We start from the raw sequence: 14,345 nt of genomic DNA, 5'->3' as shown, positions 1-14,345 counted from the left end.
GCGTCAGCGCTGGCGCAGCGCCTCGCGGATGGTGGTGAACAGGTCGGTCTGGTTGGTGACGCCGAGGACGCGGTACGCCTGCGGGCCCTGGGCGGCGATGCGGACCTGGGTGCCGGTGTGCTCCTGGGCCTTGCCCGGGGTGTTGGTCGAGTAGTTGACCTTCAGCTGCTGGCCCTCGTCGGTGACCAGGGTGGAGGTCAGGCCGGGCGGCTGCGCGTCCAGCGGCACGATCTGGCTGGTGTGGCCGTGGTCGGCGGTGGTCACCACGAGGGTGTCCGGGTGCTTGGCGGCGTAGGCGCGCGCCACCTTCACCGCGCGGTCGAACGCGGCGGTCTCACCGATCTGGCCGCACGGGTCCGCCGCGTGGTCCTGCTTGTCGATGGAGGCGCCCTCGATCTGCAGGAAGAAGCCCTGCTTCGAGCGCTGCTTCTTCTGCTTGGCCTCGAGGAGCTTGATGGCCTGCGTGGCCTGGTCCGCGAGGGCCGGGGTGCCGTCCGGGCGGTTCGGGTTGGACGTCACGCAGCGCTGCGGGTCGGTGCCGCCGACGGCGGCGGGCTTGCCGGTCCACTCCGTGGCCACGTTGCCGTCGGCGAAGAGGCCGAGGACGGGCTTGCCCGGCTTGACGTTCTTCAGCGAGGCCTTGTCGGTCACGACCTGGTAGCCCAGCTTCTTCGCCTGCTCGGTGACCGTGCGGCCCTTGTACTTGCCGTCGGTGACCTTCTGGTCGAAGCGCTGCTTGCCGCCGCCGAGGAGCACGTCCACCTTGTGGTTGACGCTCTGCTCGGCGATGGAGCCCGGGCCGCCCTTGGCGATGGTGTCGGCCGGGCACTTGGCCATGTCGGCGGGGCCCTGGCAGCTGCGGTCGGTGGCGTGCGAGGCGAGCACCGCGGGCGTGGCGTCGGTGAGCTCGGCGGTGGTCACGGAGCCGGTGGCGTAGCCCCTGCGCTGCGCGAGCTCCAGGATCGTCGGCACGGCCTTGTCGGTGTCCGGCGTCTTGGAGATGCGGCCGTTCACGGTCTTGTGGCCGGTGGCCCAGCCGGTGCCGCTGGCGGCGGAGTCGGTCACGTACTCCGGGGAGCCGTCGGGGTGCACGGCGTACGTCGTGTAGCTGCCCGTGAGCGGGAACTTGTCCATGTTCAGGCGGCCGGCCGCCCCCACGGTGTAGTCGCGGGCCAGCGTGATCTCCGAGTCACCCATGCCGTCGCCGATGAGCAGGATGACGTTCTTCGCCTTCCCGCCCTTGATCGCGGCCTGGGCCTGCTCCTTGCCGCCCGAGGCCCCCGCCGCGGCGGTGACCGCGACAGCGGCGGTGGCGGTGGCGGCGACCACGGAAGCGGCGACTATGAGAGTACGGGGGGACCGGCGCGGTCTGGACATGCACGACTCCTCGATCGAGTACTGGACTTGTCGGACACTTCACCAGCGCTAGGTGAACCGGCAGGAACGCTCCGGCGATGTTTCCCTGACGTGCGCGTGACACGAAGTGGATCTTGCGGATCGGGGGTGGCGCGCGGCCACTCCTCTGAGTCCTTCCCGCACCGGCCGCGCCTGCCCACCGGGGTGCGCCCCCGGCGCCTCATCCGGCCAACCGCATGGGATCATGGTCTGACCAGGGGAAACCCAGAAATAGAAGGATGAGGCAGTACATGTTCGACGCCCTGAAGAACCTCAAGAACCTGAAGGAGAAGGCCGAGGACCTGGCCCAGACCCACGGCGACAAGATCTCGGGCGGCCTGGAGAAGGTGGGCGACTTCATCGACGGCAAGACCGCGGGCAAGCACAGCGACAAGATCGACACAGCCGTGGACAAGGCGCAGGGCTTCGTCGGGAAGCTGGGCGACAAGAAAGCCTGATCCGGCGGGAAATACGAAGGCGGCCGGCGCCACGGCTGCCTAGGCTCCCTGCATGTCGCGATCGGAACTCCAGCGGATCAACGCCTTCCTGGCCGCCTTCGCCCGCCGTCAGGCCGGGCGCGTCGTGGACCTTCCCGGCGGGTTCGCCGTCCACGACGACGCCTTCGCGCACTCCCGCGCGAACAACCAGGTCGTCATCGAGGGGGCCGTCGACCCGGAGGCGCTGCCCGCCCTCGCGGACCAGGCCCTCGGCCACCTGCCGCACCGGCTGGTCTCCGTCCTCGACGACGCGGTCGGAACGGCCTGCGCGGAGCCGCTGATCCGGGCCGGATACTCCCACTCCGCCTATCTCGTCATGCTGCACGCGGGCCCCGTCCGCGACGGCGGGGCCGCGGACGAGGTGGACCTCGACGCGCTGCGCGCTCCGCTCACCCGGCGCTGGCGGGACCTCCTTCCGGACGTCGACGACGAGGTCGTACGCCACCTCGTCGACCGGCGCGAGGCCCGTCGGCGTGGCGCGGACGTCGTCCGCTTCCTCGGTGCCCGCGCGGACGGGGGCGAGGTCGCCTCGTGGGCCGACCTCTATCTGGACCCGGCGACCGGCCTGGCCCAGATCGAGGACCTGGTCACCTCGGAGGCCCACCTCAGGCGCGGCCACGCCGACGCCGTCCTGAACACCGCCCTGCGCACGGCCGTCGACGAGGGCTGCGGCACCCGGTTCCTCACCGCCGACGCGGCGGACTGGCCGCGCCACTGGTACGAGCGCCGCGGCTTCTCCGCCATCGGCGTCACGCACTGCTTCGAACGGGGCTGAGCCCGCGACCCGCCGCCGTGTCGGACGGGCACCGGGACTGGTGCCTGCCGGGTGGCGCGCCGGGGGGTAGCCCCCGCCCGAGGCGGGTGGGTAGCGGGATCGTCCTGAATGATCACTTCCGGAAATGCTGGGGGTCGGCACCCACCGCCGACATCCCCACGATTCCCCCGGAGTTGACCCGTGAGTGAACTGGCAGGACAGGCATACCGAGCTCCCGGACAGCAGCAGAGCTCTGCCGGACAACAGCGGAGCGGACAGCGGCGGGGCGGCCGCCGCGGCATCGCGCGCGCCGCGGTCGCGGTGACCGCCGGTGTGCTGTCGCTCGGCGCCCTGGCGCCGTCGGCGGCCTCCGCCGCGCCCGCCACCGGGCCGGACCCCGTGCAGAAGGGCCTGAACGCCTTGGTGCGCGACGGCGGCCCGCCCGGCGCCCTGGCGAACGTGACCGACCGCGACGGCCGCACCCGCAGCTACACCGCGGGCGTCGGCGACCTGGCCACGGGGGCGAAGGTGCCCCGGGACGGACAGGTGCGCATCGGCAGCAACACCAAGGCCTTCACCGCGGTGGTGGTGCTGCAACTGGTCGGCGAGAAGAAGGTGAAGCTCGACGCCTCCGTCGACACCTACCTGCCCGGTCTCGTCCGCGGGGACGGCATCGACGGGCGCCGCATCACCGTCCGTCAGCTGCTCCAGCACACCAGCGGACTGCCCAACTACACCGACTACCTGGACTTCCCGGCCGTCCAGCACCGGTACTTCGCACCCCGCGACCTCCTCGACATCGCCCTGAAGCACAAGGCCCGCTCCGCCCCCGGCGAGAAGTGGGAGTACAACAACACCAACTACGTCCTCGCCGGGCTGATCATCCAGAAGGTCACAGGACGCCCCCTCGCGGAGGAGATCGACAAGCGCGTCATCCAGCGCGTCGGGCTGCGCCACACCTACTTCCCGGCCGTCGGCGACCAGACGATCCGGGAGCGGCACCCCCAGGGCTACATCAAGAACCCGGACGGCGGCCCGCCGCGCGACTTCACGGAGATGGACCCCTCCTGGGCCTGGGCGGCGGGCCAGCTCGTCTCCACCAACGCCGACGTCAACCGGTTCTTCGCCGCGCTCCTGGACGGTGACCTGCTGCCGAAGGCCCAGCTCGCCCAGATGCGCACCACGATCCCGGCCAAGGCCCTCGGCCCCGGCGTCCGCTACGGCCTGGGGCTCGTGAGCAGGCCGCTGTCGTGCGGTGGCGTGGCCTGGAACCACGGCGGTGACATCGACGGCTTCGAGACCCGGGGCGGCGTCACCGAGGACGGCCGCGCCGCCAACGTCGCGGTGACGCGCATGCCGGACAGCGAGGCGGAGATGCGGCGCGTGGAGAAGGTCGTGGACAAGGCTCTGTGCCGCTGACCTCCGGCACGGCCGGGGGTGCACTCAGGTCCACCCCCGGCACGGGGGGCTCTCGGATGTCGGGGTGAGCCGCGCGCCCGTAGCGTTCGGGGCATGAGCGATGAATCACACAAAGCCCTTGAGCGCAGGGCGAGTCGACGCATGCGGAAGGGCCTTGCCGGAGCGGCCGCCCTGCTGCTCGCGGGCCTGGCCGCGGCCCCCGTCGCCGCCGCAGGAGAGCGGAGTGCCGGGGAGCGGAGTGCCGGGGAGCGGAGCGCGGGGCGCGGCGACCTCCTCTCCCTCACCCCCGTCGCCGACCGGGACCTCACGGAGGTCCGGGCCTTCCTCGGCGGGCGGAACGTCGACAGCGGCCCCACGCGCTACGGCGTGCGGGCCTACCGCCTCACGTACAAGACCGTGGACCCGCACGGCCGGCCCACCACCGCGACCGGCCTGCTGACCCTGCCCAAGGGCGGGGCCCACCGGCTCGACGTGGTCTCCGACACGCACGGCACGATGGTCAACCGGGACTACGCGCCCTCGGCCGGGGAGGACTTCGGGCGGGTCGCCTCGTATCTGCACGCCTCCGCGGGGCGGGCCGTCGCCGCGCCCGACTACCTCGGGCTCGGCGGCGGGCCGGGCCTCCATCCGTACATGGACACCCGCTCGTCCGTCACCGCCTCGGTCGACATGCTGCGCGCCGCTCGCGCCGCGGCGGGAAAGCTGGGCCGCCCCCTCAACGGCGACGTGTACGCCACCGGCTTCTCACAGGGCGGTCAGGTCGCGATGGGGCTCGGCCGGGCGCTGCGGGAGGGCGCGGACCGGCACTTCAGGCTCCGGGCCCTCGCCCCCGTCAGCGGTCCGTACGACCTGGAGGGCCAGGAAATCCCGGCCCTGTACGACGGCAGGGTCAACGACGTCAGCGGCGTCCTCTACGTGTCGTACTGGCTGGTCGCGCAGAACCGTCTGCACGCCATCTACAAGGACCCGGCCGAGGTGTTCCGGAAGCCGTACGCGCAGCGCGTCGAGGGCCTCTTCGACGGCAAGCACGAGGAGGAGGACATCCTCGGCGCCCTCGCGCCCACGGTGAAGGACCTGCTCACACCTGACTTCTACGAGAAGTTCAAGCACCCGAGCGGTGGTCTGCTGGACGCGGCGCGCGAGAACGACCACACCTGCGACTGGAAGGCCGACCTGCCGGTGCGGCTCTACGCGGGGACGGCCGACACCGACGTCCCGATCGCCAACGCGCGCAGCTGCGCGGCCCGACTGGCGCGCCACGGAGCGCCCGCACGGATCGTCAACCAGGGCGCCGTGGACCATTTCCGGTCGTTCGTGGTGTCGGCGCCGCAGGTGGTGCGGTGGTTCGACGCGGTGGGGCGGCAGTAGGCGTTCCCTGCCCGCTGTGGACACGCGGAGCACCCCGCCGGTCGACGAGGTGCTCCGCGGGCCCGTGCGCGTCAGGCCCCCTCGGCGGAGGCCGCCGTCACCGCCAGTGGCACGCGGCTGTGGCGGGGCGTCCGGATCAGGAGAGCCGGGCCGAGAGGCCGAGAGGTGGGCCCGCCGCGACGGGGGAGCACGGCGGGCCCGGCCATCAGTGTGCCCGAGCGAGCGCCGGCCATGCGTCCCGGGTTTCGGATTTGGCCGAGTGTCTCCGGTGCCGGGCCCACCGCGTTCTGGACCATTCGGCCTGGAAGGAGACAAGTGCCGCGCTCGTGGCGGGGGAGTCGTACGAAAGGCTCTGGCGCCCGACGGCTGGCCAGATACGGTGCTGGGCATGGCGAACAGCACGAGCACCGACTACGACCTGCCCGGATACGCCTTGCTGATTGCCGCCGAGCCACCGGTGCGCCACCCCTTCGCCGTCACCGCCCAGCTGCCGCCCCTTGCCGCTCTGCCGCCGGCGCGGCTCGTCGGCACCCGGCAGGCGAGCGCGGTCCAGTTGGCCAATCCCGAGGATCCCCAGACCGTGCTGACGTGTCTGCGGACGGCCGCGGCCGCCGAGGGGCACCTGCTCGTCCACGTCGCCGGGCACCTGGTCGTCGACACCCGCCAGCACCTGCTCCACTTGGCGCTCGCCCGCACCACGGCACGTACGGTCCGCTACACGGCCCTGCCGTGGCACTGGCTCACCGCCGAGCTGCGGCACCGGCCACCAGGCACGACGACCGTGGTCGCCGACCTGGCCGCCGACACCGCCGTGTGGCAGGCTCTCGTCCGCCGCGAGCAGGTGCTCGACGGCCCGTACGCCCTGTACGGAGCCGTGCAGTGGGAGGACCGCCACCATCGGCCCGCCCCTGCCTACACACGGGCCTTCGCCCACATCCTGCGCACGGTTCCGGCCACACCTCCCGTGCACGAGCTGCACGAGCAGGCCGTGGAGGCGGCCGCCCCCGACGTCGACGAGGCTGCCACTCTTTGGCTGGGAGGCATCGCTCCGGCAGGCACGGTGCCGCAGCCCCCGGTCGGCGTTCCCGCGCCCCGGACGGCACCGGCCGCGCCCGCCGCGCCCTTCGCGACCGTGGCCCCCGCGCCGCCCGCCGCGGCCCCGGCCGTCGCGGATCCGCACCGCGCCATCAGCGAGGCGAGCCGGGCCGGGCGGCACGCCGAGGCCGCCGCCATCGCCGCCGCGTGCGAGCAGAACGCCCTGCGCGGCCACGGCGCGACCTCGCCCGAGGTGGCGCACTGGATCGAGGTCCGCGCCTTCCTGGCCTTCGCCGAGGGCGCCTTCGACCGGGCCTGTGAGCTGTGGATGCGCGGCGCCGTGACCCGCCTGATGGCCGAGCAGCCCGAGGGCCACCCGGCCGTCGTGGAGGCCGTCGACCGCGCCCACCAGGCCTGGCACCGGGTCACCGACACCGGCCGGATCCGCGAGCTGGGCACCGAACTGCTCAGCCTGCGGACCCGGGGCACCGGCAGCGACGGCGCCCGCGAGGACGTGCGACAGCGCCTGGCGAAGCTTACCGAGGCCGGCGGCTCCGTCGATGCGGTCAGCCGAACCTGATGCCCTGCGGCCGGTCGCCGCCGAACTCGAGCCGCGTCCCCTTGAAGACGTAGATCAGGAAGTCGGTGCATTCCCGGTCCCGGTACAGCGCGGCGTCCGTTCCCGTGCCGTTGGTGACGTTCACCGCCGGGGACTCGAAGTAGGCGCAGACTCCGTCCGGTGGATTCTCCTTGCGGTGCTCCACGCCTTGTGCGTCGGTGTACTTCAGGACGCCGACGGCCGCGGCGGATTCACCGGGGAAACCGGCGAGGAGCGCGAAGGACAGGGCCGGTGCCAGGACCGCCCGGCCCGCGCGTCGCAGGGTGTCGCCCATCGCCGTCACGCTCCCACCTTGGCACTGCGGGGCTTCGTCGCGCCGAAGACCAGGGACGAGCCCGCGTGGATGGGGATGAGGAAGGTGCTCTCCTCGCAGAGGCTGCCGGTGAAGAGCCTGCCGTCGGTGTCGGTGAGGTTGGCGACGCTGACCGCTTCGGCCGTGAAGCTGTAGCAGACGCCGTTGGTCGGGTTGTCTCTCGCGTGGTCGATCCCGCTCGCGTCGCGGAAGCTCAGCGTGCCGTTGGCCGCCTGGGCCTGGGCGGAGAGGCCGGTGACGAGTGCGAGTGCGGCACCGGCGGCCGCGACGGCCTTCGCGGTACGTCGCCCGGTACGCCTCAAGGTGTCCACAGCGTGTTCCCCCTTTCTGGGCCTTCATCCGTACGAAAGGCCCTATGTCCGAGAGAGTCCGCTGATTTCAAGGTCTTTTGAAGGGGCGACTCCTGTCATCACCCATGTGGGTAAGGCAGTTCGCGCACCATTCGAGGGAGGGAACGCGTGGTCGAGCCGGGGTGGATCCGGACGGGGTGACCCGTGCACCGCTTTGATGCGGGAGATCTCACATAAGGCCACGTCAGAGCCGATTTGCCCCACCCCGGGGCCGGTATGTCACAGTGGCCGTCCTGTCGGCCGAGCGCCTGACGTTCCCGTGTACCCGAACCCCCTTCCTTGGCAGAGAACGATGCAGGCTACGACTCTTGTCTCCCGGACCGCCGACCTGTTCGACCAGGGCCTGGAGCGTCGGTCCGGCGCCGCCCTGCTGCGCTTCGGCGCCGCCCGCCGCCGCCGGGACGACCGGACCGGCTGGTCCGGCGACGGCGCGGTCGCCTGGCTGGACGTCCGGCGCGGCCATGTGTGGAGCGTCGGCGACGCGGCGACGGCCGCGGAACTGGTGCTGGCCGCCGAGCATGAACTACCCGGTGCTGTGCGGGAGTTCACCGGACCGCGCGGCAGCGACGCGCTGGTGGGGGAGCGCCGCGAGCTCTCCGACGTGGTGGAGTGGGTCTTCCGCTGGACGCTCGTGGAGCCGCCCGCGATGCGCAATGAGGAGCGCGTGGTCGAGCTCGGCGCGGAGCACCACGAGGAGCTGGCCGCCTTCCTCGGCGCACACAGCCCGGCCCACTCCACGGGCCCCGGCTCCGCCGACGTCAGCCTCTGGGCCGGGATCCGCGACGCCGACGGGCGGCTCGTCGCCTGCGGTGCCCTGAGCAGCCTGCGCGACAGCGGGGCGCCGCTGATGGCGTCCGTCGCCACCGACGCGGCCCAGCGCGGCCAGGGCCTGGGTGCCGCGCTCACCGCCTGGCTGACCAGGTACGCGGTGCGCGAGCACGGCTTGTGCACGCTGTGGCAGCTCGCCGACAACGTCCCCGCGCGGCGGTTGTACGACCGGCTCGGCTACCGCGACGAGGACCTCTGCGTCTCGGCGCGCATCGTCGGCGCCGCGTGAGGCCGCGGGGCGCGGGAACCCGGCCCGTCGCCGTGCTGGAGGCGGCGGTTCACTCCCCGCGTCCGGCCCGGCCGTTCACGGCTGTGACGTGGCTGACGGCGGCGGACAGCTGGGCCTGGGTGGCGTCCGGCAGCGGGGCGCCCTTGATGGATCCCACCACCTGCTGAGCCAGCAGGTGCAGCTTGACGTTGGTGTTCTGCGAGGTCATGACCAGGACGTCCCACGCCTCCTCCTCGCCGAGGGCGAAGGCGGCCATCAGGATGCCGCGGGCCGTGTCGATGGGCCCCCGGGTCTGCATCGCGCGCCGCAGCTGTGCGACCTTGACGCGCAGGCCGTTCTCGGAGTCGTCCGAGCCGTCGGCGGCGGCCGGGGCACCCGCCTGCGCGTAGGCCTCCGGCGTGAACAGGGGCAGGGCGTCGGTGAGCGCGAAGACCCGCTCCGCGGCCGGGCTGAGCGCGAGGATCGCGACCGTCTTCGCCTCGTCCAGGGCCCGCTGCCGCACGCTCAGCAGGGTGTTGAGCCCGGAGCAGTCGCAGAACGCGACGCCGCCGAGGTCCACGTCGATGCCCTCGCCGGAGCGGGTGAGGGCCGAGCACAGCTCGCGGCGCAACTCCTGTTCCGTGTCGAGGTCGAGATCGCCGCGGACGGTGACCACGAGGCGGTCGCCCTCGGCGCGGAGACGGACCGTCAGCTCGGAGTGCGGAGCCGGGCTGCGGGCGTCGGCGAGTCCCGGGCGGCTTTCGGCCTGCCCGGTCCCTGACTGCGCCGCCTGCGGCATGGTCTTCTCCCCTGGGCTGGAGCGCCTGTGCATCTGTCGTCACCAGGTTCGCCGCCCGACGGACCCACGTCAACGGATACATGAAATCTAGTTCACGTATTTTCTTGCACGAACTGGCTGGCGTACGATCTGCCCATGGGTGGAGCACCGGAACCGCACACGGGATGGACGTTCATCACCAACCACGCGCGGGTACTCGCTGTCATTGCCGACAACCAGAACGCGCGTGTCCGGGACATCGCTGCTCACTGCAGACTCACCGAACGCGCCGTGCAGAAGATCATCTCTGATCTGGAGCACAGCGGTTATCTGTCCCACACCCGCGAGGGGCGCACCAACGCGTACCAGATCGAGCCGGGCACGATCCTGCGCCACCCCGCCGAGGCCGGGCTCACCGTGGCCTCGCTGCTGGGCCTGCTCGCCCAGGTCGACACCCGGCACGCGGCCGCGCCGCACACCGGCCGGGACCCCGCGCCCGACGGCTGAACGCCACGGGCGGGACGTCGTCCGCCGTGGCGCGAGTGAAGCCCCGCGCGCCCCTGGGGTACCCGGAGTCCATGGTCTCCGGCATCCAGTGGGCTTCCTTCTTTCCCGCCGCGCTGCTGCTCGCCGCCACCCCCGGGGCGAATCAGCTGCTGGCCCTGCGCAACGGACTGCGGCACGGCCCGCGTCCCGCCGTGGGCGCGCTCGCGGGCCGCTTCAGCGCGTTCGCGCTGATGGTCGTCGCCGTGGCCACGGGCCTCGGGGCCGTGCTGACCGGTTCCGCGGTGGCCTTCCACGTCATCAAGTGGTGCGGCGTGGTCTGTCTCGTCTGGCTCGGCGGACGCACGGTACTCACGGCGGTACGTCGGCGGCGAGGCGCGAGGGACACCCCGTACACGGCGCGGGAAACCCCGCCCGCCAGGGACGACGGCGGGCGCACGGGTCGGCGGCTCGCCCGCCAGGAGTTCGTCGTCGCGGCCTCCAACCCGAAGGCGCTCCTGCTGTTCGCCGTGTTCCTGCCGCAGTTCCTGGGGAACGGCGGCGAAGGGGCGATGGTGCCGCTGCTGCTCCTCGGCGCCGCATACATCGCCGTGGAGTTCCTCTGCGCGTGCGGGTACGCCGCCCTGGGCGGGCGGTTGAAGAGCCTGGGGATCACGCGGCGGACCCGGCGGGCGCTGGACGCCTGCACCGGGGCCGCGATGCTGGGGCTCGCCGGGTGGCTGGCCGGTGAGCATCGCTGACCTCGGCTCGTACCGGTCCTGAAGCGGGGACCGGTACGAGCCGAGGGCGAAGGGGCAGTGCGGGATCAGCCCGTGACGATCCGGCCGCCGAAGGTGGGAGAGAAGGTGTTGTTGAGCGCGTAGTCGACGCGGTCGAACCGGAAGTGCCAGGCGCAGATGCGGCCGGGCCAGTTCTCCCCGCGGCAGGGCACGCGCGCGTCGGAGGCGCCGGAGGTCACCGTGCCCAGGGCGATCACCCGGGAGAGGTCGCCCGCGAGCTGAAGACCGGACCTCCGCTGTCCCTTGGCCGGGACCGTACTGGGCGGCGTCCTGTGACGCGTACCCAGCGGCACCGGGAGCGCCTGACGGGCTCGGGGGGGGCGATGGAGCTGATGGTGAACCCGCACAGTGCTCCCGAGCGCGAGCCGGACGTGCAGATGTGGTTGCCGACGAAGGTGTCGCCCCAGCCGTCGATGGGCTTGGTGAAGGTGGAGTTCTGCCAGTTCCCGTCCCACATCCTGCCGGACCCCGCTGCCCCGATGGTCGCGTGGTCCGCGCCTGTGCTGTGGTTGCCGTACCCGCCCATCAGATCGTTGCCGCCGCCGTCGGCGCACCCGCCCGTGAGGGGAACGGCCCGCGAGCCCCGGGGACTTGAGCCCGGGTCCCTCGTCACCGGGATTCCGCCGACGGCGCGGCTGTGCCGCCGGGGACCGGGCGCCCAGCGCACGACGACGCCGCTGCCGTCGGGCTTGGGCGCGGCCATGCTCGTGGCCCCCGAGGCGGAAAGCTCGCGCACGGCCGAGCGCAGGGCGGCGGTGTGCCGACGGGATTGTCGTGGCCCGCCCTGCGCGCGGCCCTGAGGACCTTCGTGGCCTTGGCGTTGAGGCGTTGCTGCATGGTGAACAGGTCGGACCAGGTGGCGAATCCATCGGGCACGGGGCCCTTGGGGACCAGCGCCCCGGGCGTTCCCGGCGCGGCGCGTGGCACCGGCTTGGGGGGGGGCTCGCCGAGTCGGCCTCCCCCGTGGTCGCGGCGACGGCGGTGCAGGTCAACAGGAGCACCGCCCCCAGGACGAAGGCCCTCTTGCGCTGTGTGCCGCGGGACTTGGGCCGGATCCCACGCGGAGCCGATCGGTGTGGCATGGCATCCTCTCGTGGCCTGGGAGGCATCAGGCAGAGGATGGGCCGGAGCGACGCGGGACGTCACGTTCCTATTCCGCTCAGCGGAACACCGCGCTACTTGACCTCGCTCAGGCGCCCCGTGGCGACGTCGAAGACGAAGCCGCGGACGGAGTCGGTGTGCGGGACGAACGGGCTGGAGGTGATGCGCCGCACGGACCGGCGCACGTCGTCCTCCAGGTCGGAGAACGCCTCGGCCGCCCAGGACGGGCGGATCCCGGTCTCCTCCTCCAGCTGCCGCGCGAAGGCTTCGTCGGTGAAGGTGAGCATGCCGCAGTCGGTGTGGTGGATCAGGATGATCTCCCGCGTCCCCAGCAGGCGCTGGCTGATGGCCAGGGAGCGGATCTCGTCGTCGGTGACCACGCCGCCCGCGTTGCGGATGACATGGGCCTCGCCGTCCTTGAGGCCGAGGATCGCGTACACGTTCAGGCGGGCGTCCATGCAGGCGAGGACCGCCACCTGCCGGGACGGGGGGAGGGGCAGCGGGCCGCTGAAGGACGCGGCGTACGCGGTGTTGTGGGTCAGGTACTCGTCGGTCGCGGACACGGCGTCCTCACCTTCTGCGGCCGGGCCTCCCCGGCATCCGTCGCTCGGCACCGTAGTGACGGGCCCGGCGGGGCGGAAGCCTTCGGCCGGTTCGGTCATCGTCCTGCAATGCCCCCGCAATGAACGCGCGTACGCCCCCCGTGGCCCGCCCGGGAAGCCGTCACACGATGCCGCTCACCGTCACCGTCACGCGCACCGGGACCGTCGTCGCCAGCGTGGTCCGCGCCGCCCGCGTCACCGCCTCGCGGACCGCACGGGTCACGTCGACGGCACGGTGGCCCCGGTGCACCACCACGAACACGTCCACGGCGAGCCCATCGGCGTCACGGGCGCCCCGCGTGCTGCTCGCGCCACGGACGCGTATGCCCGAAGTCGACGCCGTCGGCGCGCCGTTGGTGCGGGGTGCCGACATCGTGGTGGCGCGCAGGCGTCCGGCGAGGCCCGGCCGCAGGAAGGCCACCCCGGGGACCTCGCCCACCGCCGCGGCGACGGCCTCGACGAGCCGCCGGCCGTCGTGTGCCCGGGTCACCATGCCTCGTCTCCGTTCGCGTCGAGCAGATCGGTGATGACCACGTCGACGGCCGCCACACGCAGGCCCAGGGCGTCCGCGGCCGCGTCGGCGATCCGGCGCCGTACGCGGTCGGCGACGTCCGGGAGGTCCCAGGTCGGCGCGGTCCGGACCTCGATGCGCACGGTCACCGGGGCGCGCGCCGCCCCGCCGGTCCCCGCCGGGGCCACGCGGCAACTGCCCGCCCGCACGCCCGGCAGCGTCTCGGCGGCCGCGCGGAAGGTGCGCGCGGCCGCCGCCTCGACGATCCACGCGTCCTCGTCCGCCTCGCCCAGGGGGAGCGTGCGGCCGGGCCGCAGTTCGAGCCGGACCACGTCCATGATCCGTGCGCTGAGCGCCGAGGCGTCCGCGGGCCACGCGGAGCGCTGCGCGTCCCGGGCCCGCCACACCACGTCCTGCAACTCGTAGAAGCCGTCGAGGGCCGGGAGGCAGTACGGGCAGTCCGCGATGTGCGGATCCGGCTCGCCCGCCTCCCCGGCCTCCCACACGGCGGCCAGCCGGCGGCCGCAGGGCAGCCGTTCGTCCTCGGGCGCCGCCCCGTCGCGCATGCCGTCGTACGCGGGCCGCGGCCCGCCCCTGCCGTCCGAGGGCACAAGCCCGTCACCGTCGTCGTACGGGGCCGGTGTCTCGTCGCCCGCTCCGGGCCCGCCGTGCTCGTTCACCGCCATGCCGCCATCGTCTCCATCAAGTGGCGGCGCGCCCGGAAGACCCGGGCGCGAGCCGCTCCCGTCGTGATGCCGACCGTCTCGGCCACGGACTCGTACGGCATGTCGTCGAGCTCGCGCAGGACCCAGCACACGCGCTGCTCCACCGACAGGCCCTCCATGGCCTTCGTCAGGTCCTCGACGGCGGCGAAGCCCTCCACGGCCCGTGGGGGCGAGACCTGGTACTCGGGCGCGGCGGGCTCGGGCACGTCGTCGAGGCCCGCGACGCGCGGCCGGGCCCGGAGCAGATTGAGACACCGATTGGTGACGATGCGGTGCATCCAGGTGCCGAAGCGAGCGTCGCGGCGGAATTCGGGCAGCTTGCGCCAGGCGCTCACGAACGATTCCTGCACGGCGTCCTCCGCTTCCGTCGGGCTGCCGAGCAGCCGGGTGGCCAGCTGCAACAGCCGGGGTCCGTGGCGCAGGACGAGCGCCTCGAAGGCCTCCTCGTCCCCTTCCGCCGCACGCACCGCGAGCAACGCGTCGTCGTGCCGGGGGGAAGGGCCGGCCTCCCACGGTGTCCCGTCCTCGTCCCCGGGCACGCTCGCTCCTCTCTGGTGGT

Annotated in this window: 18 protein-coding genes; 8 read left to right on the top strand and 10 right to left on the bottom strand. The window is 73.0% G+C overall.

The window, feature by feature from the left end:
- Nucleotides 1-3: 3 nt before the first annotated feature.
- Nucleotides 4-1,377: an alkaline phosphatase gene (locus tag AC5WAM_RS01450; protein WP_366795083.1), complete on the bottom strand. Its 1,374-nt coding sequence runs from the start codon at nucleotides 1,375-1,377 to the stop codon at nucleotides 4-6.
- 269 nt (nucleotides 1,378-1,646) lie between these two features.
- Between AC5WAM_RS01450 and AC5WAM_RS01445 the strand changes: the two genes are divergently transcribed.
- The 5 genes from AC5WAM_RS01445 to AC5WAM_RS01425 all read left to right on the top strand — a co-directional run bounded on the left by AC5WAM_RS01445 (nucleotide 1,647) and on the right by AC5WAM_RS01425 (nucleotide 7,048).
- The gene (locus AC5WAM_RS01445; protein WP_495523780.1) at nucleotides 1,647-1,853 is read left to right on the top strand and encodes an antitoxin; all 207 of its coding nucleotides are present in this window, start codon (nucleotides 1,647-1,649) and stop codon (nucleotides 1,851-1,853) included.
- A 52-nt stretch (nucleotides 1,854-1,905) separates the two neighbouring features.
- Nucleotides 1,906-2,667 (top strand): GNAT family N-acetyltransferase, encoded by a 762-nt coding sequence (locus tag AC5WAM_RS01440; RefSeq protein WP_495521225.1) that lies wholly within the window; start codon nucleotides 1,906-1,908, stop codon nucleotides 2,665-2,667.
- A gap of 279 nt (nucleotides 2,668-2,946) precedes the next feature.
- Nucleotides 2,947-4,065 carry a serine hydrolase domain-containing protein gene (locus tag AC5WAM_RS01435; protein WP_495523779.1) on the top strand — a complete coding sequence of 373 codons (1,119 nt, stop codon included), beginning with the start codon at nucleotides 2,947-2,949 and terminating at the stop codon, nucleotides 4,063-4,065.
- A 93-nt stretch (nucleotides 4,066-4,158) separates the two neighbouring features.
- The gene (locus tag AC5WAM_RS01430) at nucleotides 4,159-5,433 is read left to right on the top strand and encodes an alpha/beta hydrolase family protein (RefSeq protein ID WP_495521224.1); all 1,275 of its coding nucleotides are present in this window, start codon (nucleotides 4,159-4,161) and stop codon (nucleotides 5,431-5,433) included.
- A gap of 388 nt (nucleotides 5,434-5,821) precedes the next feature.
- Nucleotides 5,822-7,048, top strand: a complete 1,227-nt coding sequence (locus tag AC5WAM_RS01425; RefSeq protein WP_495521223.1) for a hypothetical protein — start codon at nucleotides 5,822-5,824, stop codon at nucleotides 7,046-7,048.
- Here the strand turns inward: AC5WAM_RS01425 and AC5WAM_RS01420 are convergent.
- On the bottom strand, nucleotides 7,035-7,370 hold the full coding sequence (locus AC5WAM_RS01420; RefSeq protein WP_366795078.1) for a hypothetical protein: 336 nt from the start codon (nucleotides 7,368-7,370) through the stop codon (nucleotides 7,035-7,037). The two genes, AC5WAM_RS01425 and AC5WAM_RS01420, sit on opposite strands and share 14 nt — an antisense overlap.
- Nucleotides 7,367-7,711: a hypothetical protein gene (locus AC5WAM_RS01415; protein ID WP_366795077.1), complete on the bottom strand. Its 345-nt coding sequence runs from the start codon at nucleotides 7,709-7,711 to the stop codon at nucleotides 7,367-7,369. The genes AC5WAM_RS01420 and AC5WAM_RS01415 overlap by 4 nt, the downstream gene beginning before the upstream one ends.
- 331 nt (nucleotides 7,712-8,042) lie before the next feature.
- On the opposite strand from AC5WAM_RS01415, the gene AC5WAM_RS01410 reads away from it, so the two are divergent.
- A complete protein-coding gene (locus tag AC5WAM_RS01410) occupies nucleotides 8,043-8,807 on the top strand; it encodes a GNAT family N-acetyltransferase (RefSeq protein ID WP_495521222.1) in 765 nt (254 codons plus the stop codon).
- A gap of 49 nt (nucleotides 8,808-8,856) precedes the next feature.
- Here AC5WAM_RS01410 and AC5WAM_RS01405 read toward each other — a convergent pair whose 3' ends face one another.
- Entirely contained in the window at nucleotides 8,857-9,585 is a 729-nt protein-coding gene (locus tag AC5WAM_RS01405) for an anti-sigma factor antagonist (protein ID WP_366795075.1), read from the bottom strand.
- Nucleotides 9,586-9,720: 135 nt separating this feature from the next.
- Here AC5WAM_RS01405 and AC5WAM_RS01400 point away from each other — a divergent pair, with 135 nt between their 5' ends.
- Both AC5WAM_RS01400 and AC5WAM_RS01395 read left to right on the top strand, forming a co-directional pair.
- Nucleotides 9,721-10,071, top strand: coding sequence for a helix-turn-helix transcriptional regulator (locus AC5WAM_RS01400; protein ID WP_366795074.1), 351 nt, complete (start codon nucleotides 9,721-9,723; stop codon nucleotides 10,069-10,071).
- Between the two features lie 26 nt (nucleotides 10,072-10,097).
- Nucleotides 10,098-10,808, top strand: a complete 711-nt coding sequence (locus AC5WAM_RS01395) for a LysE family translocator (RefSeq protein ID WP_495521221.1) — start codon at nucleotides 10,098-10,100, stop codon at nucleotides 10,806-10,808.
- Nucleotides 10,809-10,873: 65 nt separating this feature from the next.
- Here the strand turns inward: AC5WAM_RS01395 and AC5WAM_RS01390 are convergent, their stop codons facing one another.
- The 6 genes from AC5WAM_RS01390 to AC5WAM_RS01365 form a co-directional block, all read right to left on the bottom strand.
- On the bottom strand, nucleotides 10,874-11,044 hold the full coding sequence (locus AC5WAM_RS01390) for a hypothetical protein (RefSeq protein ID WP_495521220.1): 171 nt from the start codon (nucleotides 11,042-11,044) through the stop codon (nucleotides 10,874-10,876).
- Nucleotides 11,041-11,550: a hypothetical protein gene (locus AC5WAM_RS01385; RefSeq protein ID WP_495521219.1), complete on the bottom strand. Its 510-nt coding sequence runs from the start codon at nucleotides 11,548-11,550 to the stop codon at nucleotides 11,041-11,043. Before AC5WAM_RS01385 ends, AC5WAM_RS01390 begins: the two co-directional genes overlap by 4 nt.
- 472 nt (nucleotides 11,551-12,022) lie before the next feature.
- Entirely contained in the window at nucleotides 12,023-12,511 is a 489-nt protein-coding gene (locus AC5WAM_RS01380; RefSeq protein WP_366795072.1) for a beta-class carbonic anhydrase, read from the bottom strand.
- 160 nt (nucleotides 12,512-12,671) lie between these two features.
- Nucleotides 12,672-13,043, bottom strand: a complete 372-nt coding sequence (locus AC5WAM_RS01375) for an Asp23/Gls24 family envelope stress response protein (RefSeq protein ID WP_495521218.1) — start codon at nucleotides 13,041-13,043, stop codon at nucleotides 12,672-12,674.
- Nucleotides 13,037-13,747 carry an Asp23/Gls24 family envelope stress response protein gene (locus tag AC5WAM_RS01370; RefSeq protein WP_495521217.1) on the bottom strand — a complete coding sequence of 237 codons (711 nt, stop codon included), beginning with the start codon at nucleotides 13,745-13,747 and terminating at the stop codon, nucleotides 13,037-13,039. The genes AC5WAM_RS01375 and AC5WAM_RS01370 overlap by 7 nt, the downstream gene beginning before the upstream one ends.
- Nucleotides 13,738-14,325: an RNA polymerase sigma factor gene (locus tag AC5WAM_RS01365; RefSeq protein WP_366795958.1), complete on the bottom strand. Its 588-nt coding sequence runs from the start codon at nucleotides 14,323-14,325 to the stop codon at nucleotides 13,738-13,740. Before AC5WAM_RS01365 ends, AC5WAM_RS01370 begins: the two co-directional genes overlap by 10 nt.
- Nucleotides 14,326-14,345: the final 20 nt, after the last annotated feature.

The sequence above is a fragment of the Streptomyces sp. JLYT201 genome, assembly GCF_059448825.1.
Note: the sequence above shows the minus strand (reverse complement) of the source record. Positions and strands in the feature narration are given on the sequence as shown.

What these genes read in the sequence shown, in the direction of transcription:
- AC5WAM_RS01450 (WP_366795083.1), bottom strand. Translation starts at nt 1,377, where the DNA reads ATGTCCAGACCGCGCCGGTCCCCCCGTACTCTCATAGTCGCCGCTTCC.
- AC5WAM_RS01445 (WP_495523780.1), top strand. Translation starts at nt 1,647, where the DNA reads ATGTTCGACGCCCTGAAGAACCTCAAGAACCTGAAGGAGAAGGCCGAG.
- AC5WAM_RS01440 (WP_495521225.1), top strand. Translation starts at nt 1,906, where the DNA reads ATGTCGCGATCGGAACTCCAGCGGATCAACGCCTTCCTGGCCGCCTTC.
- AC5WAM_RS01430 (WP_495521224.1), top strand. Translation starts at nt 4,159, where the DNA reads ATGAGCGATGAATCACACAAAGCCCTTGAGCGCAGGGCGAGTCGACGC.
- AC5WAM_RS01425 (WP_495521223.1), top strand. Translation starts at nt 5,822, where the DNA reads ATGGCGAACAGCACGAGCACCGACTACGACCTGCCCGGATACGCCTTG.
- AC5WAM_RS01410 (WP_495521222.1), top strand. Translation starts at nt 8,043, where the DNA reads ATGCAGGCTACGACTCTTGTCTCCCGGACCGCCGACCTGTTCGACCAG.
- AC5WAM_RS01405 (WP_366795075.1), bottom strand. Translation starts at nt 9,585, where the DNA reads ATGCCGCAGGCGGCGCAGTCAGGGACCGGGCAGGCCGAAAGCCGCCCG.
- AC5WAM_RS01400 (WP_366795074.1), top strand. Translation starts at nt 9,721, where the DNA reads ATGGGTGGAGCACCGGAACCGCACACGGGATGGACGTTCATCACCAAC.
- AC5WAM_RS01385 (WP_495521219.1), bottom strand. Translation starts at nt 11,550, where the DNA reads ATGGCCGCGCCCAAGCCCGACGGCAGCGGCGTCGTCGTGCGCTGGGCG.
- AC5WAM_RS01375 (WP_495521218.1), bottom strand. Translation starts at nt 13,043, where the DNA reads ATGGTGACCCGGGCACACGACGGCCGGCGGCTCGTCGAGGCCGTCGCC.
- AC5WAM_RS01370 (WP_495521217.1), bottom strand. Translation starts at nt 13,747, where the DNA reads ATGGCGGTGAACGAGCACGGCGGGCCCGGAGCGGGCGACGAGACACCG.